At 64.9% G+C, this 23,127-nt stretch carries 19 protein-coding genes; 6 read left to right on the forward strand and 13 right to left on the reverse strand.

Annotated elements, in window-relative coordinates:
• Nucleotides 1-16 precede the first annotated feature (16 nt).
• From rimI to murJ, 6 genes are all read right to left on the reverse strand, one after another.
• Nucleotides 17-502 (reverse strand): ribosomal protein S18-alanine N-acetyltransferase, encoded by a 486-nt coding sequence (gene rimI, locus H1B27_RS05995; protein ID WP_131870425.1) that lies wholly within the window; start codon nt 500-502, stop codon nt 17-19.
• Nucleotides 499-1,194 carry a tRNA (adenosine(37)-N6)-threonylcarbamoyltransferase complex dimerization subunit type 1 TsaB gene (gene tsaB / locus H1B27_RS06000; RefSeq protein ID WP_197965341.1) on the reverse strand — a complete coding sequence of 232 codons (696 nt, stop codon included), beginning with the start codon at nt 1,192-1,194 and terminating at the stop codon, nt 499-501. Before tsaB ends, rimI begins: the two co-directional genes overlap by 4 nt.
• Before the next feature lie 88 nt (nt 1,195-1,282).
• On the reverse strand, nt 1,283-1,852 hold the full coding sequence (locus H1B27_RS06005; RefSeq protein ID WP_194390548.1) for a NifU family protein: 570 nt from the start codon (nt 1,850-1,852) through the stop codon (nt 1,283-1,285).
• A 194-nt stretch (nt 1,853-2,046) separates the two neighbouring features.
• Nucleotides 2,047-2,541, reverse strand: coding sequence for a universal stress protein (locus H1B27_RS06010; protein ID WP_061879904.1), 495 nt, complete (start codon nt 2,539-2,541; stop codon nt 2,047-2,049).
• Nucleotides 2,542-2,647: 106 nt separating this feature from the next.
• Nucleotides 2,648-3,700, reverse strand: coding sequence for a tryptophan--tRNA ligase (trpS, locus tag H1B27_RS06015; protein WP_061880264.1), 1,053 nt, complete (start codon nt 3,698-3,700; stop codon nt 2,648-2,650).
• An 82-nt stretch (nt 3,701-3,782) separates the two neighbouring features.
• A complete protein-coding gene (gene murJ / locus H1B27_RS06020) occupies nt 3,783-5,315 on the reverse strand; it encodes a murein biosynthesis integral membrane protein MurJ (RefSeq protein WP_197965342.1) in 1,533 nt (510 codons plus the stop codon).
• 126 nt (nt 5,316-5,441) lie between these two features.
• Between murJ and H1B27_RS06025 the strand changes: the two genes are divergently transcribed.
• Complete coding sequence (locus H1B27_RS06025; protein WP_197965343.1) at nt 5,442-6,443, forward strand: adenosine kinase; 1,002 nt, start codon at nt 5,442-5,444, stop codon at nt 6,441-6,443.
• Between the two features lie 155 nt (nt 6,444-6,598).
• On the opposite strand, the gene H1B27_RS06030 is transcribed toward H1B27_RS06025, so the two are convergent.
• Nucleotides 6,599-8,293, reverse strand: a complete 1,695-nt coding sequence (locus tag H1B27_RS06030; protein WP_197965344.1) for an AMP-binding protein — start codon at nt 8,291-8,293, stop codon at nt 6,599-6,601.
• A 99-nt stretch (nt 8,294-8,392) separates the two neighbouring features.
• Nucleotides 8,393-9,589 carry a serine hydrolase domain-containing protein gene (locus H1B27_RS06035; RefSeq protein WP_197965345.1) on the reverse strand — a complete coding sequence of 399 codons (1,197 nt, stop codon included), beginning with the start codon at nt 9,587-9,589 and terminating at the stop codon, nt 8,393-8,395.
• Between the two features lie 352 nt (nt 9,590-9,941).
• On the opposite strand from H1B27_RS06035, the gene H1B27_RS06040 reads away from it, so the two are divergent.
• Together H1B27_RS06040 and H1B27_RS06045 are read left to right on the forward strand one after the other, a co-directional pair.
• Nucleotides 9,942-10,262, forward strand: a complete 321-nt coding sequence (locus tag H1B27_RS06040; RefSeq protein WP_061879900.1) for a hypothetical protein — start codon at nt 9,942-9,944, stop codon at nt 10,260-10,262.
• A 106-nt stretch (nt 10,263-10,368) separates the two neighbouring features.
• On the forward strand, nt 10,369-11,862 hold the full coding sequence (locus tag H1B27_RS06045; RefSeq protein WP_197965346.1) for an NAD-dependent succinate-semialdehyde dehydrogenase: 1,494 nt from the start codon (nt 10,369-10,371) through the stop codon (nt 11,860-11,862).
• 104 nt (nt 11,863-11,966) lie between these two features.
• Here the strand turns inward: H1B27_RS06045 and H1B27_RS06050 are convergent, their stop codons facing one another.
• From H1B27_RS06050 to H1B27_RS06060, 3 genes are all read right to left on the reverse strand, one after another.
• Nucleotides 11,967-13,349: a hypothetical protein gene (locus tag H1B27_RS06050; protein ID WP_197965347.1), complete on the reverse strand. Its 1,383-nt coding sequence runs from the start codon at nt 13,347-13,349 to the stop codon at nt 11,967-11,969.
• Nucleotides 13,350-13,812: 463 nt separating this feature from the next.
• Nucleotides 13,813-14,727, reverse strand: coding sequence for a phosphoribosylaminoimidazolesuccinocarboxamide synthase (locus H1B27_RS06055; protein WP_197965348.1), 915 nt, complete (start codon nt 14,725-14,727; stop codon nt 13,813-13,815).
• 77 nt (nt 14,728-14,804) lie between these two features.
• Nucleotides 14,805-15,722 (reverse strand): pirin family protein, encoded by a 918-nt coding sequence (locus tag H1B27_RS06060; protein WP_028178100.1) that lies wholly within the window; start codon nt 15,720-15,722, stop codon nt 14,805-14,807.
• Nucleotides 15,723-16,039: 317 nt separating this feature from the next.
• Between H1B27_RS06060 and H1B27_RS06065 the strand changes: the two genes are divergently transcribed.
• A complete protein-coding gene (locus H1B27_RS06065; protein WP_197965349.1) occupies nt 16,040-17,095 on the forward strand; it encodes an AraC family transcriptional regulator in 1,056 nt (351 codons plus the stop codon).
• A gap of 91 nt (nt 17,096-17,186) precedes the next feature.
• Here the strand turns inward: H1B27_RS06065 and H1B27_RS06070 are convergent, their stop codons facing one another.
• The gene (locus H1B27_RS06070; RefSeq protein ID WP_197965350.1) at nt 17,187-18,440 is read right to left on the reverse strand and encodes a hypothetical protein; all 1,254 of its coding nucleotides are present in this window, start codon (nt 18,438-18,440) and stop codon (nt 17,187-17,189) included.
• A gap of 520 nt (nt 18,441-18,960) precedes the next feature.
• Between H1B27_RS06070 and H1B27_RS06075 the strand changes: the two genes are divergently transcribed.
• A complete protein-coding gene (locus tag H1B27_RS06075) occupies nt 18,961-20,430 on the forward strand; it encodes a serine hydrolase domain-containing protein (protein ID WP_197965351.1) in 1,470 nt (489 codons plus the stop codon).
• A 94-nt stretch (nt 20,431-20,524) separates the two neighbouring features.
• Here H1B27_RS06075 and H1B27_RS06080 read toward each other — a convergent pair whose 3' ends face one another.
• Nucleotides 20,525-21,892, reverse strand: a complete 1,368-nt coding sequence (locus tag H1B27_RS06080) for an MmgE/PrpD family protein (protein WP_197965352.1) — start codon at nt 21,890-21,892, stop codon at nt 20,525-20,527.
• A gap of 118 nt (nt 21,893-22,010) precedes the next feature.
• Between H1B27_RS06080 and H1B27_RS06085 the strand changes: the two genes are divergently transcribed.
• Nucleotides 22,011-23,126 carry an FUSC family protein gene (locus H1B27_RS06085; RefSeq protein ID WP_197965353.1) on the forward strand — a complete coding sequence of 372 codons (1,116 nt, stop codon included), beginning with the start codon at nt 22,011-22,013 and terminating at the stop codon, nt 23,124-23,126.
• The last annotated feature ends 1 nt before the right edge of the window (nt 23,127 follow it).

A 23,127-nucleotide genomic window follows, 5' to 3' on the forward strand; every position in this document is an offset into this window, starting at 1 on the left:
CTTTCTGCCACCGATGTTACGACAAGTCGCGTCGCATCAGAAGGGCGTTCAATTGTTCCCCGTTGGGCTGCTTATAGTAGCGATCGCGGCGCCCGACCACCACGAATCCGCACCCGTCGTAGAGCCGCCGTGCCGGCTGGTTGTTTTCCTCCACCTCGAGAAATATTGTGCGCACGCCGCGCCCGGCGAGGTGGCCGAGATGGGTCATCAGCAGCGTGCGGGAGAAGCCGCGGCCGCGATAAGCCCCGTCCACCGCAATCGAGAGAATTTCCGCCTCGTCTGCGCCGATCCGCGACACCGCAAAGCCGATCGTCTTGCGGCCGAGACGCAAGCGATGCACCAGCGTGTTGCGCTCGCTGATCATGCTCTCGAATTCGCCTTCGCCCCAGCCGTGCGCGAAGGAGGCGCCGTGCAGCTGCGCGAGCCGCGCGGCATCGCGCAAGGTCGCGGGCTCGACGACGGCGCTGCCGCCGTGCCACCACTTCGACAGCCATCCCATCATGAGGTTGCGGCTTGCGCCGCGAGCGGCTTCTGTGTCGCCGGCTTTGCATCGGGCGCCTTCAGATAGAACGGCCGCGCCGGCGTGGTGTCGGGATTGGCCGCCGCACCGAGCCAGGCGATCCAGCTGATATCGGGCGCGGGCTGCGCGTCGACCGCAACAGGTTGCGGTCCATCCTTCGGCCAGCGATCGGCGAGGATCCTTGCGGCGTTGCCGACCAGATGCGGCGCGCCGAATTGCGAGGCCGCGATCGCCTCGTCGATGCTGGCGACCTTAGGTCGCACCAGCTGGCTGCCGTCGCCGGCGACGATCTGGAAATAGACGTGATCGTGCCGCGCATCGACTGCGGAGAGTACGGGCGCCGTTCCGCTCTGGCCCACGACGGTGGCGGCATAGGCCGACAGGGTGGTGAGGCCGACGGCCGGCCGCCCGGCCGCGAGCGCAAGGCCGCGCGCCGCCGAAATGCCGACGCGCAGGCCCGTGAAGCTTCCGGGACCGACGGTGACCGCAATGCGGTCGAGCGCGGCGAAGGCGAGATTGGCCGACTGCATCACCCGCGCGATCATCGGCATCAGGGCTTCGGCGTGGCCGCGCTTCATCAGGAGTGATTCCTGCGCGCGCAGTTCGGCCGTTTCGGTGTCGAGCACGGCGGCCGCGCAGGCGTCGAGCGCAGTATCGATGGCGAGGATCAGCATGAAAAAGCAAATGGCGAGTGGCGAATGGGGAACAGTCTAGCCGATCGGAGTTCCATTCGCCATTCGCTACTCGCCATTCGCGCTCTAATCACATCGGTCGGACTTCGACCACGTCGGGCACGAAGTGCTTGAGCAGGTTCTGGATGCCGTGCTGGAGCGTCGCCGTCGATGACGGGCAGCCGGAGCAGGCGCCCTTCATGTTGAGATAGACGATGCCGTCCTTGAAGCCGCGGAAGGTGATGTCGCCGCCGTCGTTGGCGACGGCCGGCCGCACCCGGGTCTCGATCAGATCCTTGATCATGTCGACCGTCTCGGCATCGGCCTCGTCGAAGAACTCGTCCTCGTCGTCGAGATCGGCATCGCCCTGCGCTGCGCCGTCGGCAAGCAGCGGCGCGCCCGACATGTAGTGCTCCATGATGGCACCCAGGATCGCGGGCTTGAGCTGCTGCCATTCACCGCTCGCCTTGGTCACGGTGATGAAGTCCGATCCGTAGAACACGCCGGTGACGCCGGGCACGTCGAACAGCTTTTCGGCGAGCGGCGAACGGCCTGCGGCTTCGCGGCTGGAAAACTCCACGGGGCTGCCGTCGACCACGACGCGGCCGGGAATGAACTTCAGCGTGGCGGGATTGGGGGTGGCTTCGGTTTGAATGAACATGGTTTTCTCCAGACGTCGCCGGTTCAAGGCCGGCGCGTGCCTATCCACTAGCAGATGGCGACGGGGAACGCACGATCAAGGGGAGAGGGAACTGTTTCGTTGTCATATCAGTAGGTTAGGGTGCCGAAATCGCCAATCGTCGTGGCCCGGCCTGACCCGGCCATCCACTGACGGCCGCCTCCGAGACCGAGGACCTACGACAGCGAATCCACGCTTTCGTCGCTCAGCGCGCCCGAGATGATGGTCACCGGCACCGGGAATGCGCCCAACTCGTGCGCCAGCAACCCGACCAGCGGCCCCGGCCCTTCCGCGCCGGGACTGGCAGCCAGCACCAGCATCGCGATGTCGGGGTCCTCATCGATCACTGCGAGCAGCTGTTCCATCGCGGCGCCTTCGCGGATCACCCGTTCCGGCGTGATCGCGGCGATGCCGTTGGCGCGGCCGGCGGCGCGGTCGAGCGCGGCCTCCGCCGCTTCCTGGGCCTCGGCGCGCATGATGTCGGCGACGCCAAGCCATTCCTGGCTCTGCTGCTCAGGCTCGATGATGCGCAGCATCACCACGCCGCCGCCGGCGCGGATCGCCCAGCGGCTGGCGTAATAGACGGCGCGATCCCATTCGGCGGTGTCATCGACGATGACGAGGCATTTGGGCTTGTGGCCCGGCTCGTAGCAAAGTCGCTTGCTGGTCATGCATGTCCCGGAATGTGCATGGGGACCATGCTGCCACACTCCCGCGATGTTTGGGAGAGGCGAAGCGGCTGGCGCCGTGGCGCCAGCCGGTGTTGCGAAGCTCGCCTTAGCGCCGGCGGATGAAGCCGACGATGTCCTTGGAGAGCTTCATCGTCTCGTCGGCGATGGCGCGGGCCCGGTCGGAGCCGTCGATGAGGATCGCGTCGATATGGCCGGGGTCGGCGACGAGGCGCTTCATCTCGCCGGCGATCGGCGCGAGCTTGGTGACGCAGAGCTCCGCCAGCGCGTTCTTGAAGCTGGAGAACTGGCCGCCGCCGAACTCGCGGAGCACCTCGGCCTTGGAGCGGCCGGAGAGCGCGGCGAAGATGCCGACGAGGTTGTCGGCCTCGGGGCGGGCTTCCAGGCCCTTTTCCTCCGTCGGCAGCGGCTCCGGATCGGTCTTCGCCTTGCGGATCTTCTGCGCGATGGTGTCGGCGTCGTCGGTGAGGTTGATGCGCGAATTGTCGGAGGCGTCCGACTTCGACATCTTCTTGGTGCCGTCGCGCAGGCTCATCACACGCGTCGCCGGGCCGGTGATCAAGGGTTCCGGCAGTGGGAAGAACAGCCCGTCATTGTTGCCCTGGGCGCGGATGGAGTCGCCGAAGTCGTTGTTGAACTTCTGCGCGATGTCGCGCGAGAGCTCCAGATGCTGCTTCTGGTCCTCGCCGACCGGAACGTGGGTGGCGCGGTACACCAGGATGTCGGCGGCCATCAGCACAGGGTAGTCGAACAGGCCAACGGACGCGTTCTCGCGGTCCTTGCCGGCCTTCTCCTTGAACTGGGTCATGCGGCCGAGCCAGCCCATCCGGGCGACGCAGTTGAAGATCCAGGCGAGCTCGGCATGGCCCGAGACCTGGCTCTGGTTGAACACGATGTGCTTCTTGGGATCGATGCCGGCCGCGATGAACGCGGCGGTCACCTCGCGGGTGTTGCGCGTGAGCTCGGCCGGGCCGCCCCAGACGTCGACGCCCTGCGTGATCGCGTGCATGTCGACGACGCAATAGATGCAGTTGTGGGTTTCCTGCATCTTCACGAAGTTGACGATCGCGCCGAGATAATTGCCGAGGTGCAGATTGCCCGTCGGCTGGACGCCCGAAAAGACCCGTTCAACGAATGGCATGGTCAGCCTTCCCATAGGTATTCGGCCGTCGTTTCCAACAGCGGCGCTGCCCCGTCAAGGGTCTTTCGCTGGGCTCGCGGGTTTAGCTGGGTCGTTTCAGTGCGTTAACCGCCTCGCGCCAGGAGGCGGCGCCGAGGATCTGCAGCAGCAGGCCGTAGACGGCGATCCCGGCCGCGATCTGCAAAGCCAGCACGAAGAATTTGATGAAACCATGAGTCTCGGCCGGCACCAGTCCCGCGGTCAGCCAGAGCAGGGCGCCCATGGCGATCGCGGCCAGCACGATCCGCGGCAATCGCGTGCGGGCGCTGGCGTCGATCGAGAAGCCGAACGCGCTGGTGCCCTTGCCGAGCAGCGAGAGCGCGCTGCTCCAGGCGCCGGCCGCGATGCTCGCCGCGATCCCGCTGGTGCCGAAGAAATGACCGAGCAGCACGGCGAGAGCGACTGCGACCACAAAGCCTTTGGCGGTGGCCATGAGTGGCGTCATCGTGTCGCTGCGGGCATAGAACGCCGGCGACAACGCCTTGATCAGCACGTGCGCCGGCAGGCCCAGCGCCAGCCACATCAACGCATGCGCCGTCGCCGCACTGTCATGCGCGCCAAACGCGCCATGCTCGAACAGCAGCCGCACGATCGGCTCGGCCAGCACGATCAGACCAAGCGTCGCCGGCAGCGCCAGCCCGGCTGCAAGCTCCAGCGCGCGCGATTCGGCATGCGCCACGGCGTCGCGATCGGAGCTAGCGACGGCGCGTGTCAGCTCCGGCACCAGCACCGTGCCCATGGCGACGCCGACGATGCCGAGCGGCAGCTCGATCAGGCGGTTGGCGAAATACAGCCAGGACACCGCCGATGGTGTCGCGGAGGCGATGATCGCGCCCGCGACCATCAGCCATTGCGGGCCCGAGCTTGCGAGCATGCCGGGGATCGCCTTGGCGAAGAAGCCGCGCATCTCCTTGTCGAAACTGGCGCGTAGCGGCGTCGCAAGATGCGCGCTTCGCTGCGACAGCAGCATCAGGAGTTGCAGCAGGCCGGCGATGCCGACGGTGGCCGCCAACACCCACGCAGCGAAACCGGCGTCAGCCCGCCAGACCAGCAGCACCGCGATCGCGGCGATCAGCGCGACGTTGAACAACAGGGGCGAGAACGCCGTCAGCGCGAAGCGGCCCTGCGCATTGAGCAATCCCATCAGCACGGTGACCGGGCCGGCAAAGGCGAGGTAGGGCAGCATCAGCCGCGCACTCTCGACCGCGCGATCGAGCGTGCCGCTGCCAAGGAAGCCCGGTGCGACGACCGTGATGACCAGCGGCATCAGCAATGCGAGCAGGATGGACATCGCGATCAGGGCCGCGCTGACCGTACCGAGCACGCGCCCGGCGAACGCCGCTGCGGCTGCCGCCCCGTCGCGATCCCTGATGCGCAGCCATGCCGGGATCAGCGCCGCGTTCAGCGCGCCCTCGCTGAGCAGCCGGCGCACCACGTTGACGAGCTGAAACGCCGCGAGAAACGCATCCGCCACGGCGCCGGTGCCGAGCAGTGCCGCAATCATGGAATCGCGGGCAAAACCCAGCAGCCGCGAGGCCAGCGTTCCCGTCGAGACGGTGAGGAAGGAGCGGATCATCGGCCCTTTATCATACCGTTGCTTGCCCGCGCCGGCCCGGTCATGATAGGCCGCGAGCTTGGATTTCAGGCCGACAGGAAGCGGATTTCCGTAAGGTCCGCAATCCGGCAAACAGGATCAAGGTGAATGGCTGACGTGAAATATGACGTTCTCGGCATCGGTAACGCGCTGTTCGACGTACTGGTCAGGACCGACGAAGCCTTTCTGGCCAAGCATGGCATGGCCAAGGGCAGCATGTCGCTGATCGACGAGGCGCGCGCGGCCGCCATCTACAAGGACATGGGTCCGGCCACGGAAGTCTCGGGTGGCTCGGCCGCCAACACCATCGTCGGCATCGGCAGCCTGGGGGCACGCGCCGCCTATGTCGGCAAGGTCAAGGACGACCAGATCGGCAAGCTCTATGTCCATGACATCCGCGCCGCCGGCGTCGCTTTCAACACGCCCGCCGCCAAGGACGGCCCCGCCACCGGATGCTCCTACATCCTGGTCACCGGCGACGGCGAGCGCACCATGAACACCTATCTCGGCGCGGCGCAGGACCTGTCGCCCGCCGATATCGACCCGGCCGAGATCGCGAGCGCCGGCATCGTCTATCTCGAGGGCTATCTCTGGGACCCCAAGAACGCCAAGGATGCCTTCGTCAAGGCGGCCAAGATCGCCCATGACGCCAGGCGCAAGGTGGCGCTGACGCTGTCGGATTCCTTCTGCGTCGACCGCTATCGCGACGAGTTTCTCTCGTTGATGCGTAACGGCACCGTCGACATCGTCTTCGCCAACGAATCCGAGCTGCATTCGCTCTACATGACCTCGGACTTCGACACCGCGCTGAAGCAGCTGCGCAATGACGTCAATCTCGGCGTCGTCACCCGCAGCGAGAAGGGCTGCATGGTGGTCTCGGTGGAAGACGCCGTTGCCGCGCCGGCGTTCCCGGTCGACAAGGTGATCGATACCACCGGCGCCGGCGATCTCTTCGCTGCCGGCTTCCTGTTCGGCCTGGCACGCAATCTCGCCTACAAGCAGTGCGGCGAACTCGGCGCACTCGCCGCCGCCGAAGTGATTCAGCACATCGGCGCCCGCCCGCAGGTGTCGTTGAAGGAGCTGGCGCAACAGCGCGGGCTCACGGCATAGACGAAGTCGCGCCCATCCTCAGCTGTCATCGCCCGGCGAAGACCGGGCGATCCAGTACTCCGAGCAGGCTGTGATCGATCGAGAAGCCGCGGCGTACTGGATTCCCCGCCTGCGCGGGGAATGACAGCCATCGTGTAGGGAGAACACTCAACCCCTCACGCCGTCTTGGCCGCCTTCAATCCCAGCCGCTGCTCCACCGTATCCCGCATCACGAATTTCTGGATCTTGCCCGTCACCGTCATCGGAAACTCGTCGACGAACTCGACATAGCGTGGAATCTTGTTGTGGGCGATCTGGCCGTCGCAGAAGGCGCGGACCTCCTCGGCCGTCAGCGTCTCGCCCGATCTGACGCGGACCCAGGCGCAGAGCTCCTCACCATAGCGGCTATCCGCCACGCCGAAGATCTGCACGTCCTGGATCTTGGGGTGACGATAGAGAAACTCCTCGATCTCGCGCGGATAGAGGTTTTCGCCGCCGCGGATCACCATGTCCTTGATGCGGCCGACGATGTTGCAATAGCCCTCGTCGTCGATGGTGGCGAGGTCGCCGGTGTGCATCCAGCCGTTCGCATCGAGCACGTCGGCGGTCTTCTCGCTCTCCTCCCAATAGCCCAGCATGACGCTGTAGCCGCGGGTACACAGCTCGCCCCGCTCGCCGCGCTTGACGATCTTGCCCTCGAGATCGACGACCTTGACCTCGACATGCGGATGGATTCGTCCGACCGTGGAGACTCGGCGCTCCAGCGGATCGTCCACCGCGCTCTGGAAGCTGACCGGACTGGTCTCGGTCATGCCGTAGGCGATGGTGACCTCGCGCATGTTCATCTCGGTGTTGACGCGCTTCATCACCTCGATCGGGCAGGGGGCGCCGGCCATGATGCCGGTGCGCAGCGACTTCAGGTCGAAGCCGGCGAATTCGGGGTGATCGAGTTCGGCGATGAACATCGTCGGCACGCCGTAGAGCGCCGTGCATTTCTCCTGCTCGATCGTGCGCAGCGTCGCGAGCGGGTCAAAACCCTCGCCGGGATAAACCATCGCGGCGCCGAGCGCGACGGAGGCGAGGTTGCCCATCACCATGCCGAAGCAATGATAGAGCGGCACCGGAATGCAGATGCGGTCCTGCTCGGTGAGGCGCATCGCGCGGCCGGTGAAATAGCCGTTGTTGAGGATGTTGTGGTGGGTCAGCGTCACCCCCTTGGGCGATCCGGTCGTGCCGCTGGTGAACTGGATGTTGACGGGATCGTCGAACTGCAGCTCCTGGCCGAGCGCGGCCAATTGCTGACGGTGCCGGTCGCCGCCCATGCGCGCGACCTCGTCGAAGGCAATCGTGCCCGGTGCGGCCGGGCCGCCGATCTGGATGACATTGCGGAGGGCCGGCAGCCGTGCCGCATGCAGCTGTCCGGGCCTGGCGGATGACAACTCCGGCAACAGCGTGTTGAGCATCTCCATGTAATTGCTGGTCTTGAACGCCGTCGCGGTGACGATCGCCGCGCAGCCGACCTTGCGGAGGGCAAATTCCAGCTCGCTCAGGCGATAGGCAGGATTGATCGTCACCAGGATCAGGCCGGCCTTGGCGGCGGCGAACTGGGTCAGCGTCCATTCGGGCCGGTTCAACGACCAGATGCCGATCCGCTGGCCCCGCTCGAGCCCGAGCGCAAGAAAGCCGGCGGCGAGCGCATCAACCCGTTCGGCGAATTCCGACCAGGTCCATCGCACGCCGTGGCTGGGCGAGACCAGCGCCTCGCGATTGCCCCAGCGCTGCGCGGCCAGGTCGAGACTCCGGCCGATCGTGTGGCCGAGCAGCGGCGCGTCGGAGATGCCGCAAACGTAGCTGTCCGCTTTATCTGACACGTCAAAATCCTTTCGTCATGGAATGAGCAGCTTGATCCTCATCGGTCGGCATGGCCGGGACGAGCCCGGCCATGCCACGTGGCGAGAGCATTCAGACCCTCACGCCGCCTTCTGCCCGCTTCCGGCCGCATCGAGCCCGGCATAAACGCCGCGCTCGAATCCTGCGAACGCCTCCAGGCATTTCGCATCCGCGAACGGCAGCAGCTGCATCAGGATCACGCCGGTGACGTCGCGCGCCGGGTCGATCCAGTAATAGGTGTTGGCGAGGCCCGCCCAGGCGAGGCTGCCTGCGCTGCGTCCCTCGGCGGTCTTGGCGGTGTTGATCATGAAGCTGAGGCCCCACTTCTTCACCTGCTCCGGATAGAGATCGACGTCGTTGGTGTACATCGGCGCCGCCGTCGTCATCTTCCCCATGGCGAGATCGCCGATGTGGTTCTGACCCATGGTCGCGACGGTCTCGGCCTTCAGCACCTGGTTGCCGTTGCCGCGGCCCTTGTTGAGGATCATCCGGGTGAACTTGATATAGTCGGCCGCCGTCGAATAGAGCCCGCCGCCGCCCATGTGTAATTCCGGCTCCTGTTCCAGCTCGAACGGGATCGCTGCCAGCTGGCCGTCCTCGCCGCGCGCATGCATGCCGACCAGGCGCTTACGCATGTCGTCGGTGATCTTGAAAGCGGTGTCGCGCATGCCGAGCGGTGCGAACAAATTGTCGCGCAGGTACGCATCGAGCCGCTTGCCGCTGACGGCTTCCACGGCCTTGCCGACGAAATCGATATTGGTGCCGTATTCCCAGCGCGTGCCGGGGTCGCTCATGATCGGGGTCTTCAGTGCCGCATTCTGGCAGGTGGTGATGGCGGGGATGCCGTTCTTGTCCAGATAGACCGCGAGATCGCCGTTCCACATATTGTAGCAGAAGCCGGCAGTGTGGGTCATGAGCTGGCGCAGCGTGATCGGTCCCTTCGCCGGGCGCAGCTTCGCCTGGCCGTTGGCATCGAAGCCTTCCAGCACCTGCGGATTGGCGAGATCGGGCAGGACATCGCCGATCGGCGTATCCAGCGACAGCTTGCCCTGCTCGACCAGCTGCATCGCGCCCGCTGTGGTCACCGCCTTCGTCATCGATGCGATCCAGAACACGCTGTCATCGGTCATCGGATCGGGCTTGGCCAAATCGCGCTTGCCGAACGCGCCCTGGTACAGCACGTCGTTACCGCTCGCGGCGATTGCGACGACGCCGGGAATCTCCTTGGCCTCGCTCTTCTGACGCAGAATCTCATCGATCTGTGCTTTGCTTTGCATGGCGTTTCCTCGGGTTTGATTATTGTTGGAAGTGATCGATTGTCGTCCCACATGCCCGGCGCGGCAAGCGGGCATCTACGCGCGTGCGCCGGTCGCGATGTCGTGACTTGACGCTCTTGGCCCCACGCAGGACGACAACGGGGGTGAACGGCGACGCTCCTTCGCAATCTGCGGTAGATACCCGCGCGCCGCCCTCACCCTGGATGGGGCTCCAGGCGATAGGTTTCACGCGGTTTCGGACGGCTGAAACATTTCGTGAGCTGCCGCGTTCAGGACCCGGTCCGATCCATGGGCCGACTAAGACTTGATGCAAATGTTGCCGTCCGAGGATGGGTGGCGAGGGGGACCTCAGATGATTTCGACCTGGAGCGACTGGAAGCGCTATCCCCGTCAGGGACGCGGCGAGAACCTGGAGGCGCCGATTTCGCCCGGCATTTACGAGGTCCGCATCGCCGGCACCGGCGCACTCTATTCGTTCGGCGCCGTCGACAATCTGGCCCAGGCGCTGGCGCTGCTGCCGATCGGCTCGAGGTCATGGTTCGGCCGTCGCGACACCTCTTCAGTCCCCGATCTCGAATACCGGACGTGCGCGACGTCCACGAAGGCCGATGCCAAGGCCGCGGCCGAGCGCATGATCGGCCGTCGCGAGACCTATATGAGCGGCGCGGCCTAAGGCCGCTGCCAGTCTAGCTGCCATCTGACGTGCGTTGCAGGACGGTGCATTGCGCATCGTCTGTCCCTATATTCCGGCCGATCCGATCGCCCCAGGGAGTAATGCCATGACCCCGACTGCCGCCGCACGCGCCCCGCAAGCCACGTCCAATCTGCGCGACCGGTTGAAGGATCCGTCGCTGCTCAAGGAAGCCTGCTACATCGACGGCGCCTGGGTCGGCACGCCGGTCTTTGCGGTCAACAATCCCGCCACCGGCGTCGAGCTCGCCAAGGTTCCGCAGCTTGGTGCCGAGGAGACGACCAGGGCGGTCGAAGCCGCCGAGCGCGCCTTTCCGGCCTGGGCCAAGTACACCGCCAAGCAGCGCTCCAACATCCTGCGCAAATGGTTCGAGCTGATCGTCGCCAATCGCGAGGACCTCGCGCTGATCCTCACCTCCGAGCAGGGCAAGCCGCTCACCGAGGCACTCGGCGAGGTCGACATCGGCGGCGCCTATGTCGAGTTCTTCGCCGAGGAGGCGAGACGCGTCTATGGCGAGACCATCCCGACGCAGCGCCCCGACGCGCGGCTGCTCGCGATCAAGCAGCCGATCGGCGTCTGCGGCGCCATCACGCCGTGGAATTTCCCGAACTCGATGATCACGCGCAAGGTGTCCCCGGCGCTCGCCGCCGGCTGCACCGTGGTGCTCAAGCCCGCCAACGAGACGCCGCTGTCGGCGCTCGCGCTTGCCGCACTCGCCGAGAAGGCGGGGGTGCCTAAGGGTGTCTTCAACATTGTCACCGGCGATGCCCCGCCGATCGGCAAGGTGTTGTGCGAGCATCCGGCCGTGCGCTTCGTCGGCTTCACCGGCTCGACCGCGGTCGGCAAGATCCTGTATCAGCAGGCTTCGGTCGGCGTGAAGCGGCTCGGCCTCGAGCTCGGCGGCAATGCGCCGTTCGTGGTGTTCGACGACGCCGACATCGACGCCGCGGTCGAAGGCGCGATCGTCTCGAAATACCGCAACATGGGCCAGACCTGCGTCTGCGCCAACCGCCTCTATGCCCAGGACAAGATCTACGACGAGTTCGTGCAGAAGCTCTCGAAGAAGGTCGCGGCGATGAAGATCGGCGACGGCACCGAGAGTGGTGTCACCCAGGGCCCGCTGATCAACATGAAGGCCGTCGACAAGGTGGAGCGCCACATCGCCGATGCCGTGAAGCGCGGCGCCAAGGTCATCACCGGAGGCAAGCGCAGCGAGCTCGGACGCTCGTTCTTCGAGCCGACGGTGCTGGCCGACGTCAAGCCGGACTCCCTGGTGGCGCAGGAGGAAACCTTCGGCCCGCTCGCGCCCGTCATCCGCTTCAAGGACGAAGCCGACGTCATCGCGATGTGCAACGCCTCGCCGTTCGGCCTGGCCTCCTATTTCTATTCCCGCGATCTCGGCCGCGTCTGGCGCGTCGCCGAGGCGCTGGAGTCGGGCATGGTCGGCGTCAACACCGGCCTCATCACCACGGAGGTCGCGCCCTTCGGCGGCGTCAAGGAGAGCGGCCTCGGGCGCGAAGGCTCGCATCACGGCATGGAAGAGTATGTCGAGATCAAATACGTGATGATGGCGGGGGTGTAGCCCCGGCCTCTGTGCCGCGACCTTCGCCTTCACGGCCCGCATCTTTTCGCCGGCCGGCACACGCGCGGCCGTCGAAGGCGGGATCAGCCAGGGCTTCACGCCAATCACGCCTTCGCAGCAACGTACCCGTAAAAATTCATGAGGAAGTCCTTGGTGGCGAGGGGCTTTATGGCGCCGGCTTTATTCGGGTGCGGGATCTCGTAGTCGCCATTGCCCCATGAGAAAACCTTCGCCTTCACGGACCCGTTCGCGACCTGTATCTTCTCGCGCAGCACGACCCAGTGCATCGTGAACGCGGAGCCTTTATCGGACTGATCATCATAGTCCGTCATATTGGCGCTTATGAAGAGGCATACGCGATACCCCTTGTCGAGCAGGGTGTTGGCTTCGTTTACATCGGCGATGCCTTTGTTGAATCGCGAAATGTTGGTATTCTCGCGCACGTCCCGGTATCCGGCCTTGCGGAACCATTGCTCCATCTCGCTCGGCAGGGTGACGCCGGCAAGATCGCTGATTTTGCCCGTGTCGTCGAAATCGAGGAACCAATTCTCTGAATCGCGTATGGAGGCGCACGTCAGCCAATCGACGTGGTCCAGCGACCAGGGCGGCGTGTAGTTCCTCACATCCTTTCCCGGCTTGATCAGCAGGCGGCCAAGAGTCGCCTGTCCCTTCTGATACAGGTCGATCGCGAACCGCGCGTAGTGCCCCGGCTTATCGGATGCGTAGCTGAACATCAGCGCGGAAGGCCCGCACAGACTTCCCTGATCCTGATCGATGAGGCTCGGCTTCGCGATGCGCCTGAGAATACCGATGCCGACGCGGTGCGGGTCGAGCTTCGGAAAGAACGTGGTCCTCGTGTTCTTCAGGAAATCGCAGACCATTTCTGCGGCGATTTTCTTGTGATCCGAATTGAGGTCGTACGGTCCGATCCCAAGCCACTTCTTCTGCTCGTCGCCGACGAAGAGGTTGATGAGCTTTTTCGAAGTAGGGGAGAGCGTCCTGGAGGTATTCGCAATGGTGAGCAGGTCGTCCAGCTCGAATGCGGTGACCATGCCGTCCGTGACGGTGGCCCGGATGATATCGACCACCTCCGCGTAATCCAGCTTTAAATCGTCGGCGATGCCTTTGCTAAGTGCAGAATTGACGGAAGGAGTAGCGACGGCATTCCACTGGCCCTTTTGCGGGGCGGGCTTGGCGGCCGCCTTTGTCGACAGTTCAGCGAGCCGCTTGAATGTCGGGCCCGCAGGCCGGATGTAACCGTCAGGCGTGCCGGGAAAGTTCTTCTTTTGGAAATACAGAATCGAGGTGTAGAGGCTATCGCTGGCGTGACCGGTCACGACCAGCTGCGGCTTGAGCATGTTCTCAGCACCACCGTCGGAAATGGAGATCTTGTTGAGCAGCGAAATGACCAGCTCCTGGTCCTTTTTCCAGTTCTGGCAGCTTCGACCCGTCGCCGCGACCCGTCCGACTTTGTCTTTCAGCTGCATATGGTGTCTCCTGGGATACCAAAATGCTGCCTCGAACCTCCTGACATGCGGCCGGCTGAGGCAGGCGCTGTTGCCAACTCTTCCGCTGTAGAACGTTGGTCGCACCTGCCGGCCTTTGTGTTCACCCGCAAGCGCCGCGGCTATCCTGTTGTAACTTTCACTAGTGCGTGATGGCTGCCATTCTTTCTCGTGCTGCCTGGCCCGGTGAGCCGAACTGATAAGGCCGGCATCTTCGTCGGCAATGCCGCAGACGAGCATCGCGCCACGCGCCAGCCAAGTTCGTCTCACCTGCTGATCCGGCAGCCGCTGAACGGGAGCCCATGGTGGGCAAGTGTTCCTGCGCCTATTCCGCCAACGACATGGTCGATGTCGACAACGGCATCGTCGTTGGCGTCGATGCGACGACCGCAATCCGACGGACGCCTGAGACAAGCGCGTCGCGCCGGGACGACGATAGTGTGCGCTAGATCTTCAGCTCTTTCCCCGTCACGCGCCGATACGCTTCCAGATATCGTTTGCTGGTTGCATCGACGACGCTGGCCGGCAGTGGGGGCGGCGGGGCGTCGCCGTTCCAGCGGCCGGCGCGGCGTTCGACGTCGAGATAGTCGCGCAAGGGCTGCTTGTCGAAGCTCGCCTGCGGCTGGCCGGGCTTGTAGGCGTCCACCGCCCAGAAGCGCGAGGAATCCGGTGTCATCACCTCGTCGATCAGGATGATGCGGCCGTCCTTGTCGCGGCCGAACTCGAACTTGGTGTCGGCGATGATGACGCCCTGCTCCCGTGCCAGCTCCTCGCCGAGCGTGTAGATCGCGCGTGTCATGCTCTCCAGCGTGTAGGCGACCTCGTCGCCGACGACCTCGCGCATCCTTGCGATGGTGATGTTCTCGTCATGGCCGCTCTCGGCCTTGGTCGCCGGGCTGAAGATCGCAGGCTCCAGCTTCTCGCTTTCGACGAGGCCGGCCTTCAGCTTCTCGCCGGCCAGCGTGCCGCTCGCGGCATATTCCTTCCAGGCGGAGCCCGAGAGATAGCCGCGGATCACGCATTCGATCGGGAATACGGTAGTCCGCTTGCACAGCATGGCGCGGCCGAGGATCTCGGCGCGGTGCGGTTTCAACGCCGGCACGGCCGCGACGATCTCGTCGCTGTCGGCGCTGATCATGTGATGCGGCACCACGCCTTCGAGTTCATTGAACCACCACGCGCTGATCTGCGTCAGCACGGCGCCCTTCATCGGGATGGTTTCGGCCATCACCACGTCGAAGGCGCTGATGCGATCGGTGGTGACGAGCAGCAGACGATCATCGTCGACGGCGTAGATATCGCGCACCTTGCCGCGTCCGATCTTGGGCAGGGGCAGGTCGCTGGAGAGCATGGTGGACATCGGTATGGCTTTCGCAGGCAGGGCCTTCAGGCAATGAACCGGCCGCGCCGGATGGCGCAGCCGGAAACCCGATTAGCCTATTCCGGCAGCGGGATGAACTCGTGTTCCTGCGGAACTGCCGCGAAGCGGCCGGTTTTCCAGTCCTGCTTGGCTTGCTCGATCCGCTCCTTGCTGGAGGAGACGAAATTCCACCAGATGTGGCGCGGGCCCTCCAGCGCATCGCCGCCGAGAAACATCATCCGCGTCGCCTTCAGCGCCTTCACGGTGATGCGGTCGCCGGGCCGGAAGATCAGGAGGCGCGGCCCCTCGTAACGTTCGTTCGCGATCTCGACCTCGCCCTCCACCACGTAAATCGCGCGCTCCTCATGATCAGGATCGAGCGGCACGGTCGCGCCCGCGACTGCCGTGACCTCGGTGTAGAACCAGGGCGACACCATCGTGACGGGCGAGGCGATGCCGAAGGACGAGCCCGCGATCACGCGTGCGGTAAAATCGCGCTCGGAGATCATCGGCAGTTCGCCGGCGGCGTAGTGCTGGAACGACGGCGCGATCTCTTCCGATCCGGCCGGCAGTGCGATCCAGCTCTGCAATCCCAGCATCTTCTGGCCCGAGGCGCGCTGCGCGTCCGGCGTGCGCTCGGAATGCGCGATGCCGCGGCCGGCCGTCATCAGATTCATCGCACCCGGCGCGATCTCCTGGACGTTGCCCTCGCTGTCGCGATGCATGATCGCGCCGTCGAACAGATAGGTGACGGTGGCGAGCCCGATATGCGGATGCGGTCGCACGTCCATGCCCTTGCCGGAGACGAACTGCACCGGGCCGAAATGGTCGAAGAAGATGAAGGGCCCGACCATCTGCCGCTTGCCGTGCGGCAACGCCCGCCGCACCGCGAACCCGTCACCGAGATCGCGCGTGCGCGGCACAATGACGAGATCGAGCGCATCGCAGGACATGGGATCGCCGAGCACGGGATCGTTCGAGGGTTGCCAGCTCATGGGAGGGACTCCTTTTGTATCTCAGTGAGTCCGATCGTAGCAGGATTTCGCAGCATCGTCGCGGCAAAGCCCGGACGAGACGTCGTGTCGCAATGAGGCCTCATACTCCACTGTCATCGCCCGCGAAGGCGGGCGATCCAGTACGCCGCAGCCTCTCGATTCATCACTGCTGTCTCGGATTACTGGATCGCCCGGTCAAGGCCGGGCGATGAGAGCGGTGGGGGTGGCTCAAGGCGTGGCATGCGGATGGTTCTTGAAAAACCTGGCGCAACCAACGATGTTTGGCGGCCTTCAACCGCGACCGTTGGCCCCAGCCGATGACCCTTGCCGCAACCGAGCTCGCCTTTCGCGCTGCCAGCGTCGCGCTGCTGCTGGTGCTGGCGGCGTCATTACTCGCCGATTTCCGCAATGTCCTCGCCGCCCGCCTCGGCGCGGCCTTCGCACTCGGCTCGGCCGCGCATGCGGCGAGCTATTCGATCGGCGTATCGTCGCTGGTCCCGGCGTGGCATGCACCGCTGATTGCGCTATCGACTGGCAACATCGTGGTGTTCTGGTTGTTCACGCGCGCGCTGTTCGATGACGAATTTCGCCTGCGATCGTGGCACGGGTTGATCTGGGCGGCAGTGACTGCCTTCAGCCTTGTCGGGTGTCTCTGGATCGCGCCCGGCGGGAACATGCGCTTCCCCGTAATCGCAGTCGATTTGATCGTGCTCGGTTTCATCGCACTCGCCGTGGCGCAGACGATCGCCTCGTGGTCGGCTGATCTGGTCGAGCGCCGCCGCAATGTTCGTGTCTTCATCGTCTGTGCCGCCGCACTCTATGGCGGCTTGAATGCGCTGCTCCAGATACTCGTTGCCTTCAGCGCGGGCGATGTGACCGACACGATCAATACAGGCGTGCTCGCCTGCATCGTTGCCGCGATTGCCTACGCAATGTTGCGCGTTGATGGCGCCGATCTGTTTCCGATTGCGCCAGAGCCCGCACCGGCGATCGCGCCGGTCCAGCCTGTGGCCGAGGACGCCGACCAGAAACTCATCGATGCCCTGATGCGGCTGATGGCGGACGAGCGGATCTATCGTCAGGAGAACATCACCATCGGCGTGCTGGCGGGCCGGCTGAGGATTCCCGAATACCGCCTGCGCCGGCTGATCAACCAGCGCCTCGGCTACCGCAACTTCAATGTGTTCCTGAACAATCACCGCATCGAGGAGGCCAAGGCCGCGCTTGCCGATCCCGCCCAGGCCGAGGTCCCCGTCATCACCATCGCCATGGACGCCGGCTTCCAGTCGCTCGGCCCCTTCAACCGTGCCTTCAAGGCCGTGACCGGCGTGACACCGACGGAATATCGGCGGCTGAAGGTCAATGCGGTCTGATGTCTAGTACCTCTGCGCAAGGGATTTGATGGGTTCGATGGGCTGTAGCCCGGGTAGGCTGTCGGGTTCACATGCCGCCCATCCTATCGGTTCAGCTCGACTCCATCCGCTTCGCTACCAGCGGCGAGTAAAGGTTCGAGTTCGCATTCATCTGCTCGCACCCTTCGTCCGCGTTCCAGAACGTTTCCTTGCACGGCTTCGGAGCGCCGGCGACCTGCTTCCATGTGATCACGAGCGTCTTCGGCGTACTGTAAGCCCACGTGCCGGTGTTGTGTGCCTTGGCGGGCGGCGTGCGCGTGTTTAACGGCGAGGTCTTGCTCGACATCGCCACGCCGTTGGGGCCGAGGTAGTAATACCATGTGTTGCCATCCCATACGCGCCACCAACCCATCGGCCAAGGCGAAGAGAGTGCCGCTTCCTCCACCCGCCCGCGCGGTGCGATCCAGATGCCTTGCTTACGTCGCACCGTCTTGTAGGGGCCGTCGATGATATCGCCTTGCACAAACTCCCGCCCGGCACTCATCTGTTTGACCGCCTCCTCAGGACTAGGCGCGAAATAAATGCTGCTAAATTCGAACGCATCGCCCGGCTGAATGAGGACCTTGTTCTGCATGAACTCGGAATTGAGTACGGTTCGGCGGAAGGTAATCGCGATCAGTGCCCCGTCTCCAGGATGTTTAGCTTGCCAATCGCGTATGCTCTGCAAGTCTTGTTTAACCACGCGATGGATCGCCGCTTCTTGAAACTTTTGGTTGAAGTAGTTTGCCGCCGCATCCACTACCGCAAACACCGCCACCATGATATGGCCGTTCGCCTGGCCTCTGCCGGAATACGTCAAGGAAATGGCGTTAGGCAAAACTGGTGGGGGCGCATAGACGCTCTGCCCAACCATGCTCGCGATGACTCGATCTGCGACTTCCGGGTTGCGGATGCAGAGTTGTCGCCCACCGCGCAGGTACTCGGGGCCAACGATGGCCGCGTACTGATTCAAGTTCAGCCCTCGTTGCGCGACCCATTCCTTAAACATCGGGCCGTAGCGTTCGGGGTTCGTCTTCATGATTTGGCGATTTGTCATCCCAACGTATGACGTTTCTTCGAACTGTCGCCAGGCCTGTCCGTCAGGGCCTGACGTGAGATCGAGGACGGGCCCAAGGGAGCCTTCAGCAAAATTCCCGTAAAGAACCGCGGGACGGGCGGTCCATTTGGAATCTGTCGAGCGAAACTTCGCATAGTCCTTCGCAACGCCGGATGTGTCGGTGAAATAGGTCCCAGGTCCTAGGTCATGCACGTCTGTCGAGGACGGGCCAGAACCCGCAACCGCGATCCCGCGATACCATTCTCCCATTTCATCCTCCAATACGAGCGGCGGGCCCCGAGCACTCGAACATGCCTCGTCGTTCGGTGGCCGCGGCCGTGCACCTCAGCGCCTCGCTGGCAGGCGGACTGTGAAAAAGCTGACACACAAGAAATTACGGATAGCTTACGCATCGTGCCGTCTCGCGCACCGAATGTTGTGCTCCGACGATGACGGAACCATGATCCTTTTGTGCTCGCCCTGAGGATCGTCAATCGAAACACCATCCTGCGGCCAAGTACTGCTGTGGCAAATTCTGAGCGATCTCTGTCGCGCCTGACACCATCAAGGTAAGCGGCATGGGAGGAGCAGGCACGTTTGAGCGCAGTTCAATTCTCCGCCAAGGCCCTTCCTCTGTGCAGAGGTACTAGATCGCTGTAACATCTGCATAATTTCAGAATCGGCGAGCCGCCCCGCGGGTTTCGACCTGGGCGAATCTCAAATCCGGCGAGCGTCTCAATGCCGCCTTCGGCTTCGTCTCCGGCACGTCCACCCCAGCCGGAGAATGCCTTTGACCCGCCGCCGCAAGATCGTCCTCCTCACCGCCACCATCGCCGCTGCCGGTATCGCGCTCGGCGCAGCCCGCGCCCGCGACGTCCCGAAGGTCGCCACCGGCTTCGTCGCGGACATTCTCTGCGCGGAGACGTTCATCTCCGGACTCGATCCGGAGCGCAACTTTGCCGAGACCAACGATGCCATGCCCGGGACCGGCCTGATCGCCTGGGCGATGGACTACAGGATCGACCGCGTCCGCAAGGACGTCACCGTGACGCTGTTCGGCCTCGGCCGCAGCCACGCCGTCTATCGCGAGGGCCTCGGCTGCACGCTCGAGCACGGCGCTGGCGTTGCCGCCGTCGAGCCGCCCGCAGGCGACAGGCAGCCGGCATTGCCGCCCGAGATCGCCGGCCCCGCGATCGTGCCGCCGCAAAGCCCCTCACTTGCCGCCGCGCTGGACCGTGCCTTCACCGAGCCCGCGCGGCCGCCTTACCGCCGCACCCGCGCCATCGTCGTGATGAAGGCCGGGCGCATCATCGCCGAGCGCTACGCCGACGGCATCGGGCCTGAGACGCCGCTGCTCGGCTTCTCCATGACGAAGTCGGTGGTCTCCGCCTTGATCGGCGTGCTGGTTCGCCAGGGCAAGCTCAGGCTCGATGGGCCCGCGCCGGTCGCGGCCTGGAAAGATCCGGATGATCCGCGCCATACCATCACCGTCGATCAGCTGCTGCGCCACACCGCGGGCCTTGCACTCGGCAGCTCGCTGCAGGCCTCTCTCGGCTCCGCTTTCGAGCCGGTCAACCGGATGAAATTCGCTGAGACCGACATGGCCGGCTATGCCGAGACCGCCCCGCTCGAGACCGCGCCGGGCATGGCGTGGAACTATCACGACGGCAACATCCTCATCCTCTCGCATCTGATCCGCGATGCGGCCGGCGGCACGCCGGAAGATGCGCTCCGCTTTGCGCGCCGCGAATTGTTCGCGCCGCTCGGCATGCGCCATGTCGTGCTCCAGCTCGACGGCTCGGGCACGATCGAAGGATCGAGCGAGATGCTCGCATCCGCGCGCGACTGGGCGCGCTTCGGCCAGCTCTATCTCAATGACGGCGTCGCCGGCAGCAAGCGCATCCTCCCTGAGGGTTGGGTGAGCTACACGGCGACGCCCACGCCGAACGCGTGGGTCGGCATCGGCGCCGGCTTCTGGACCAACCAGGGCGACAGTTTTGGCGCGAAGTTTCGCGTGGAGCACGGCTGGCCGCGCGATGCCTTCTTCGCCAAGGGTACGATCGGGCAATACACCATCGTGATCCCGTCGGAGAAGCTGGTGATCGTGCGCATGGGACGCTCGCCGAACGCGCCACCGGAAGCGGACGGCGTGTTCGACCTCGTGCGCGACGTGGTGGCGGCCACGCGCGCCATCTCTTCTCCCTCTCCCCGCTTGCGGGGAGAGGGTTGGGGTGAGGGGGAGTCTCCGCAAGGGAGGTGACAATCGGACTCGCGGAGAATCCCCCTCACCCGGAATCCAAGCTGCGCTTGGATTCCGGCCTCTCCCCGCAAGCGGGGAGAGGCGAAGAGATCCACTACCTTCCCAATTCCGTCGCCTGCGCCACGCGATCGAACCGCTCCAGCGTCATGATCGCATCCGCGAACTTCTCCGCGCGGGCGTTGAGCACCGGGCGGGCGAGTGTCAGGAATTTCTGCTGCATCGCCTGCGTGTCCGGAAATGAATTCGGCTCTCCGGACGGATCGGCATAGAGCCGCTCGTGCACGCCATCATCCGTCGTGATGCTGACGCGGGCGCCGAACGGATGGGTGCGGCCGATCTCCAGTCGGTCGTCCTGCACCACGTCGAACTTGTCGGCCAGCGCGTCGATCGCGGCATCGCCGAGCCGGTTGTAATCGTCCCAGCCGAATGAACCCTGGTCGAGCGCGAGCGCGCCGGTGAAGAACATCGAGAACTGGCCGCCGACGATCGAGCGCGGGTGGCGCTTGGTCGCTGCATCCCCGGTCAGCGTGATGCCGTTGCGGTGCAGGCCGATCTCGACGCGCTTGACCTGGTCCGGCGTGAGATTGTGCTCGCGCCGCATCGCGATCAGCGCGTCGATCGCGGCATGAGTATAGCGGCAGCTCGGATAGGGCTTCACGCCGATCTTCATGGTCTCGTAGGTCTTGCCGAGCTCGGCGACCGCCTTGTCCGGATGCGCGTCGTCGGTATAGCCGGCGAGCAGGCCGTGCTTGCCCTCGACCGATTCCGTCGCGCCGACGAAATCGTTGCGCGCCAGCGTCGCGGCGATCACGCCGTTCATCGCGGCGGCGCCGACCTGGTAGCGCTTGTTCCAGGCGCCGTTGACCAGAAATTGCAGCGAGCCCGCGGCCTGGCTGCCGGAGACGCCGAACGCGGCGATGAGTTGCTTCTCGCTGAGGCCGAACAGTTTTCCGGCCGCCGCGGCGGCGCCGTAGGTGCCGGCGGTCGCGGTCGGGTGGAAGCCGCGCGCATAATGCGAGGTCGGGTCGAGCGCGTTGCCGAGCCGGCAGCAGACCTCATAACCCGCAACGATCGCGGTCAGCACGTCGCGGCCGGACGCGCCGACCATCTCGCCGACGGCGAAGGCCGCAGGAACCACCGGCGCGCTCGGATGCAGCGAGGAATCGGCGTGGGTGTCGTCGAAGTCGAGGGAATGGCCGAGCGCGCCGTTCAGCAGCGCCGCGACCGCCGGCGTCCAGGTCTTGGTATCGCCGAACACGGTGGATTCACCCTGGGTGTCGAGCGCCAGCGCCTCCAGCATTTTCAGCATCGACGGGGTCGATTCGGCCTCGCGTCGCGCCCGGATCGCGCTGCCGAGGAAGTCCAGCGTCAGCACTTTTGCGCGATCCAGTACCTCCGCCGGAATATCCTGGTATTTCAGATGGAAGACATAGGCGGCGAGCGTTGCGGTTTCGTGGGCCATCGTGTTTCCTCGTTTTGGCGCGCAAGTTAGGCGGGCTGATTTGGCCTTTCAAGCGGCCTTGGGGCTGCGGGCATCAGCCATGCTTTTGCTTGGCTTCCAGGATCGCACCGGGACTTCGATGGCACTCAAAATAGAGCTGTTCGACCATATCAGGTCGCGGAGGACGCAATTGGGGCTGGCGATCCGGGTCACGGTGGCCGCGGCTGCGGCCTATGCGATTGCGACCGCGCTGCATCTGTTGCTGCCGCTCTGGGCGGTGCTGACCTCGCTGATCGTGACCCAGATGAGCGTCGGCCGCTCGCTGAAGGCGACGCGCGACTACATGCTGGGCACCATTGGCGGCGCCGTCTATGGCGGCGCCATCGCGATCCTGATCCCTTATTCCAGCGAAGCCGGTCTGCTGGGGCTTCTGGTCCTCTCCGTCGCCCCGCTCGCCTTCATCGCCGCGATCAATCCGAGCCTCAGCGCGGCCACGGTCACCGCGGTGATCGTGCTCCTGGTCCCGACCCTGCATCATGCCGATCCCCTGACCTCGGCGATCGACCGGGTCAGCGAGGTCGCGGTCGGCGCCGTCACGGGGCTGCTGGTCTCGTTCCTGGTGCTGCCCTCGCGCGCGGTGCGGCAGATTCGCGCCAGCGCGGCGACGCTGCTCGAATTGATCGCAGATGCCTTCACCGAGCTGCTCGCGGGCCTCACGCGCGGCCGCGACAACGACGCGCTGCACCGGATCCAGGACGGCATCGGCACGGCCATGGTCAGCCTCAACGCGATCGGCTCCGAGGCCGAGCGCGAGCGCGCTGCGCGGCTGTCGAGCGGCCCGGACACCGGTCCCCTGCTGCGGACCATCCTGCGGCTGCGCCATGACGTCGTGATGATCGGCCGGGCCACCGTGGTGCCGCTGCCGGCCGACGTGCAGACGCGGCTCGCAGGCCCGCTGGCGGAAGTCTCGACTGTGATCGCGCGTTTCCTGCGTTCGGCAGCCAGCGCCTTGCGCGAAGGCGCCGGTGCGCCGCCGATCCATCCCGTCCACGTCGCGCTCCAGCATTACGCCGAGGCGGTCGCGTCTGTCCGACAGGACGGCCTGATTCGCGGCCAGCCCAGCGACACCGCCGAGCGCTTCTTCGCGCTCGGTTTCTCCCTGGAGCAGATGCACCAGAATCTGTGCGACCTCGACCGCGTCGTCGGGGAGTGGTCGGAGGCGGCCGCGGGCAAGTCTGCGCGGGTAGCAGGGTGAG

This window comes from Bradyrhizobium diversitatis, from assembly GCF_016031635.1.
Lineage (GTDB): Bacteria > Pseudomonadota > Alphaproteobacteria > Rhizobiales > Xanthobacteraceae > Bradyrhizobium > Bradyrhizobium diversitatis.

Bases quoted from the DNA above. Each gene is read 5' to 3' on its own strand.
- rimI (WP_131870425.1), bottom strand. From the start codon at position 502: ATGATGGGATGGCTGTCGAAGTGGTGGCACGGCGGCAGCGCCGTCGTC.
- tsaB (WP_197965341.1), bottom strand. From the start codon at position 1,194: ATGCTGATCCTCGCCATCGATACTGCGCTCGACGCCTGCGCGGCCGCC.
- H1B27_RS06005 (WP_194390548.1), bottom strand. From the start codon at position 1,852: ATGTTCATTCAAACCGAAGCCACCCCCAATCCCGCCACGCTGAAGTTC.
- H1B27_RS06010 (WP_061879904.1), bottom strand. From the start codon at position 2,541: ATGACCAGCAAGCGACTTTGCTACGAGCCGGGCCACAAGCCCAAATGC.
- trpS (WP_061880264.1), bottom strand. From the start codon at position 3,700: ATGCCATTCGTTGAACGGGTCTTTTCGGGCGTCCAGCCGACGGGCAAT.
- murJ (WP_197965342.1), bottom strand. From the start codon at position 5,315: ATGATCCGCTCCTTCCTCACCGTCTCGACGGGAACGCTGGCCTCGCGG.
- H1B27_RS06025 (WP_197965343.1), top strand. From the start codon at position 5,442: ATGGCTGACGTGAAATATGACGTTCTCGGCATCGGTAACGCGCTGTTC.
- H1B27_RS06035 (WP_197965345.1), bottom strand. From the start codon at position 9,589: ATGCAAAGCAAAGCACAGATCGATGAGATTCTGCGTCAGAAGAGCGAG.
- H1B27_RS06040 (WP_061879900.1), top strand. From the start codon at position 9,942: ATGATTTCGACCTGGAGCGACTGGAAGCGCTATCCCCGTCAGGGACGC.
- H1B27_RS06045 (WP_197965346.1), top strand. From the start codon at position 10,369: ATGACCCCGACTGCCGCCGCACGCGCCCCGCAAGCCACGTCCAATCTG.
- H1B27_RS06050 (WP_197965347.1), bottom strand. From the start codon at position 13,349: ATGCAGCTGAAAGACAAAGTCGGACGGGTCGCGGCGACGGGTCGAAGC.
- H1B27_RS06055 (WP_197965348.1), bottom strand. From the start codon at position 14,727: ATGTCCACCATGCTCTCCAGCGACCTGCCCCTGCCCAAGATCGGACGC.
- H1B27_RS06060 (WP_028178100.1), bottom strand. From the start codon at position 15,722: ATGAGCTGGCAACCCTCGAACGATCCCGTGCTCGGCGATCCCATGTCC.
- H1B27_RS06065 (WP_197965349.1), top strand. From the start codon at position 16,040: ATGACCCTTGCCGCAACCGAGCTCGCCTTTCGCGCTGCCAGCGTCGCG.
- H1B27_RS06070 (WP_197965350.1), bottom strand. From the start codon at position 18,440: ATGGGAGAATGGTATCGCGGGATCGCGGTTGCGGGTTCTGGCCCGTCC.
- H1B27_RS06080 (WP_197965352.1), bottom strand. From the start codon at position 21,892: ATGGCCCACGAAACCGCAACGCTCGCCGCCTATGTCTTCCATCTGAAA.
- H1B27_RS06085 (WP_197965353.1), top strand. From the start codon at position 22,011: ATGGCACTCAAAATAGAGCTGTTCGACCATATCAGGTCGCGGAGGACG.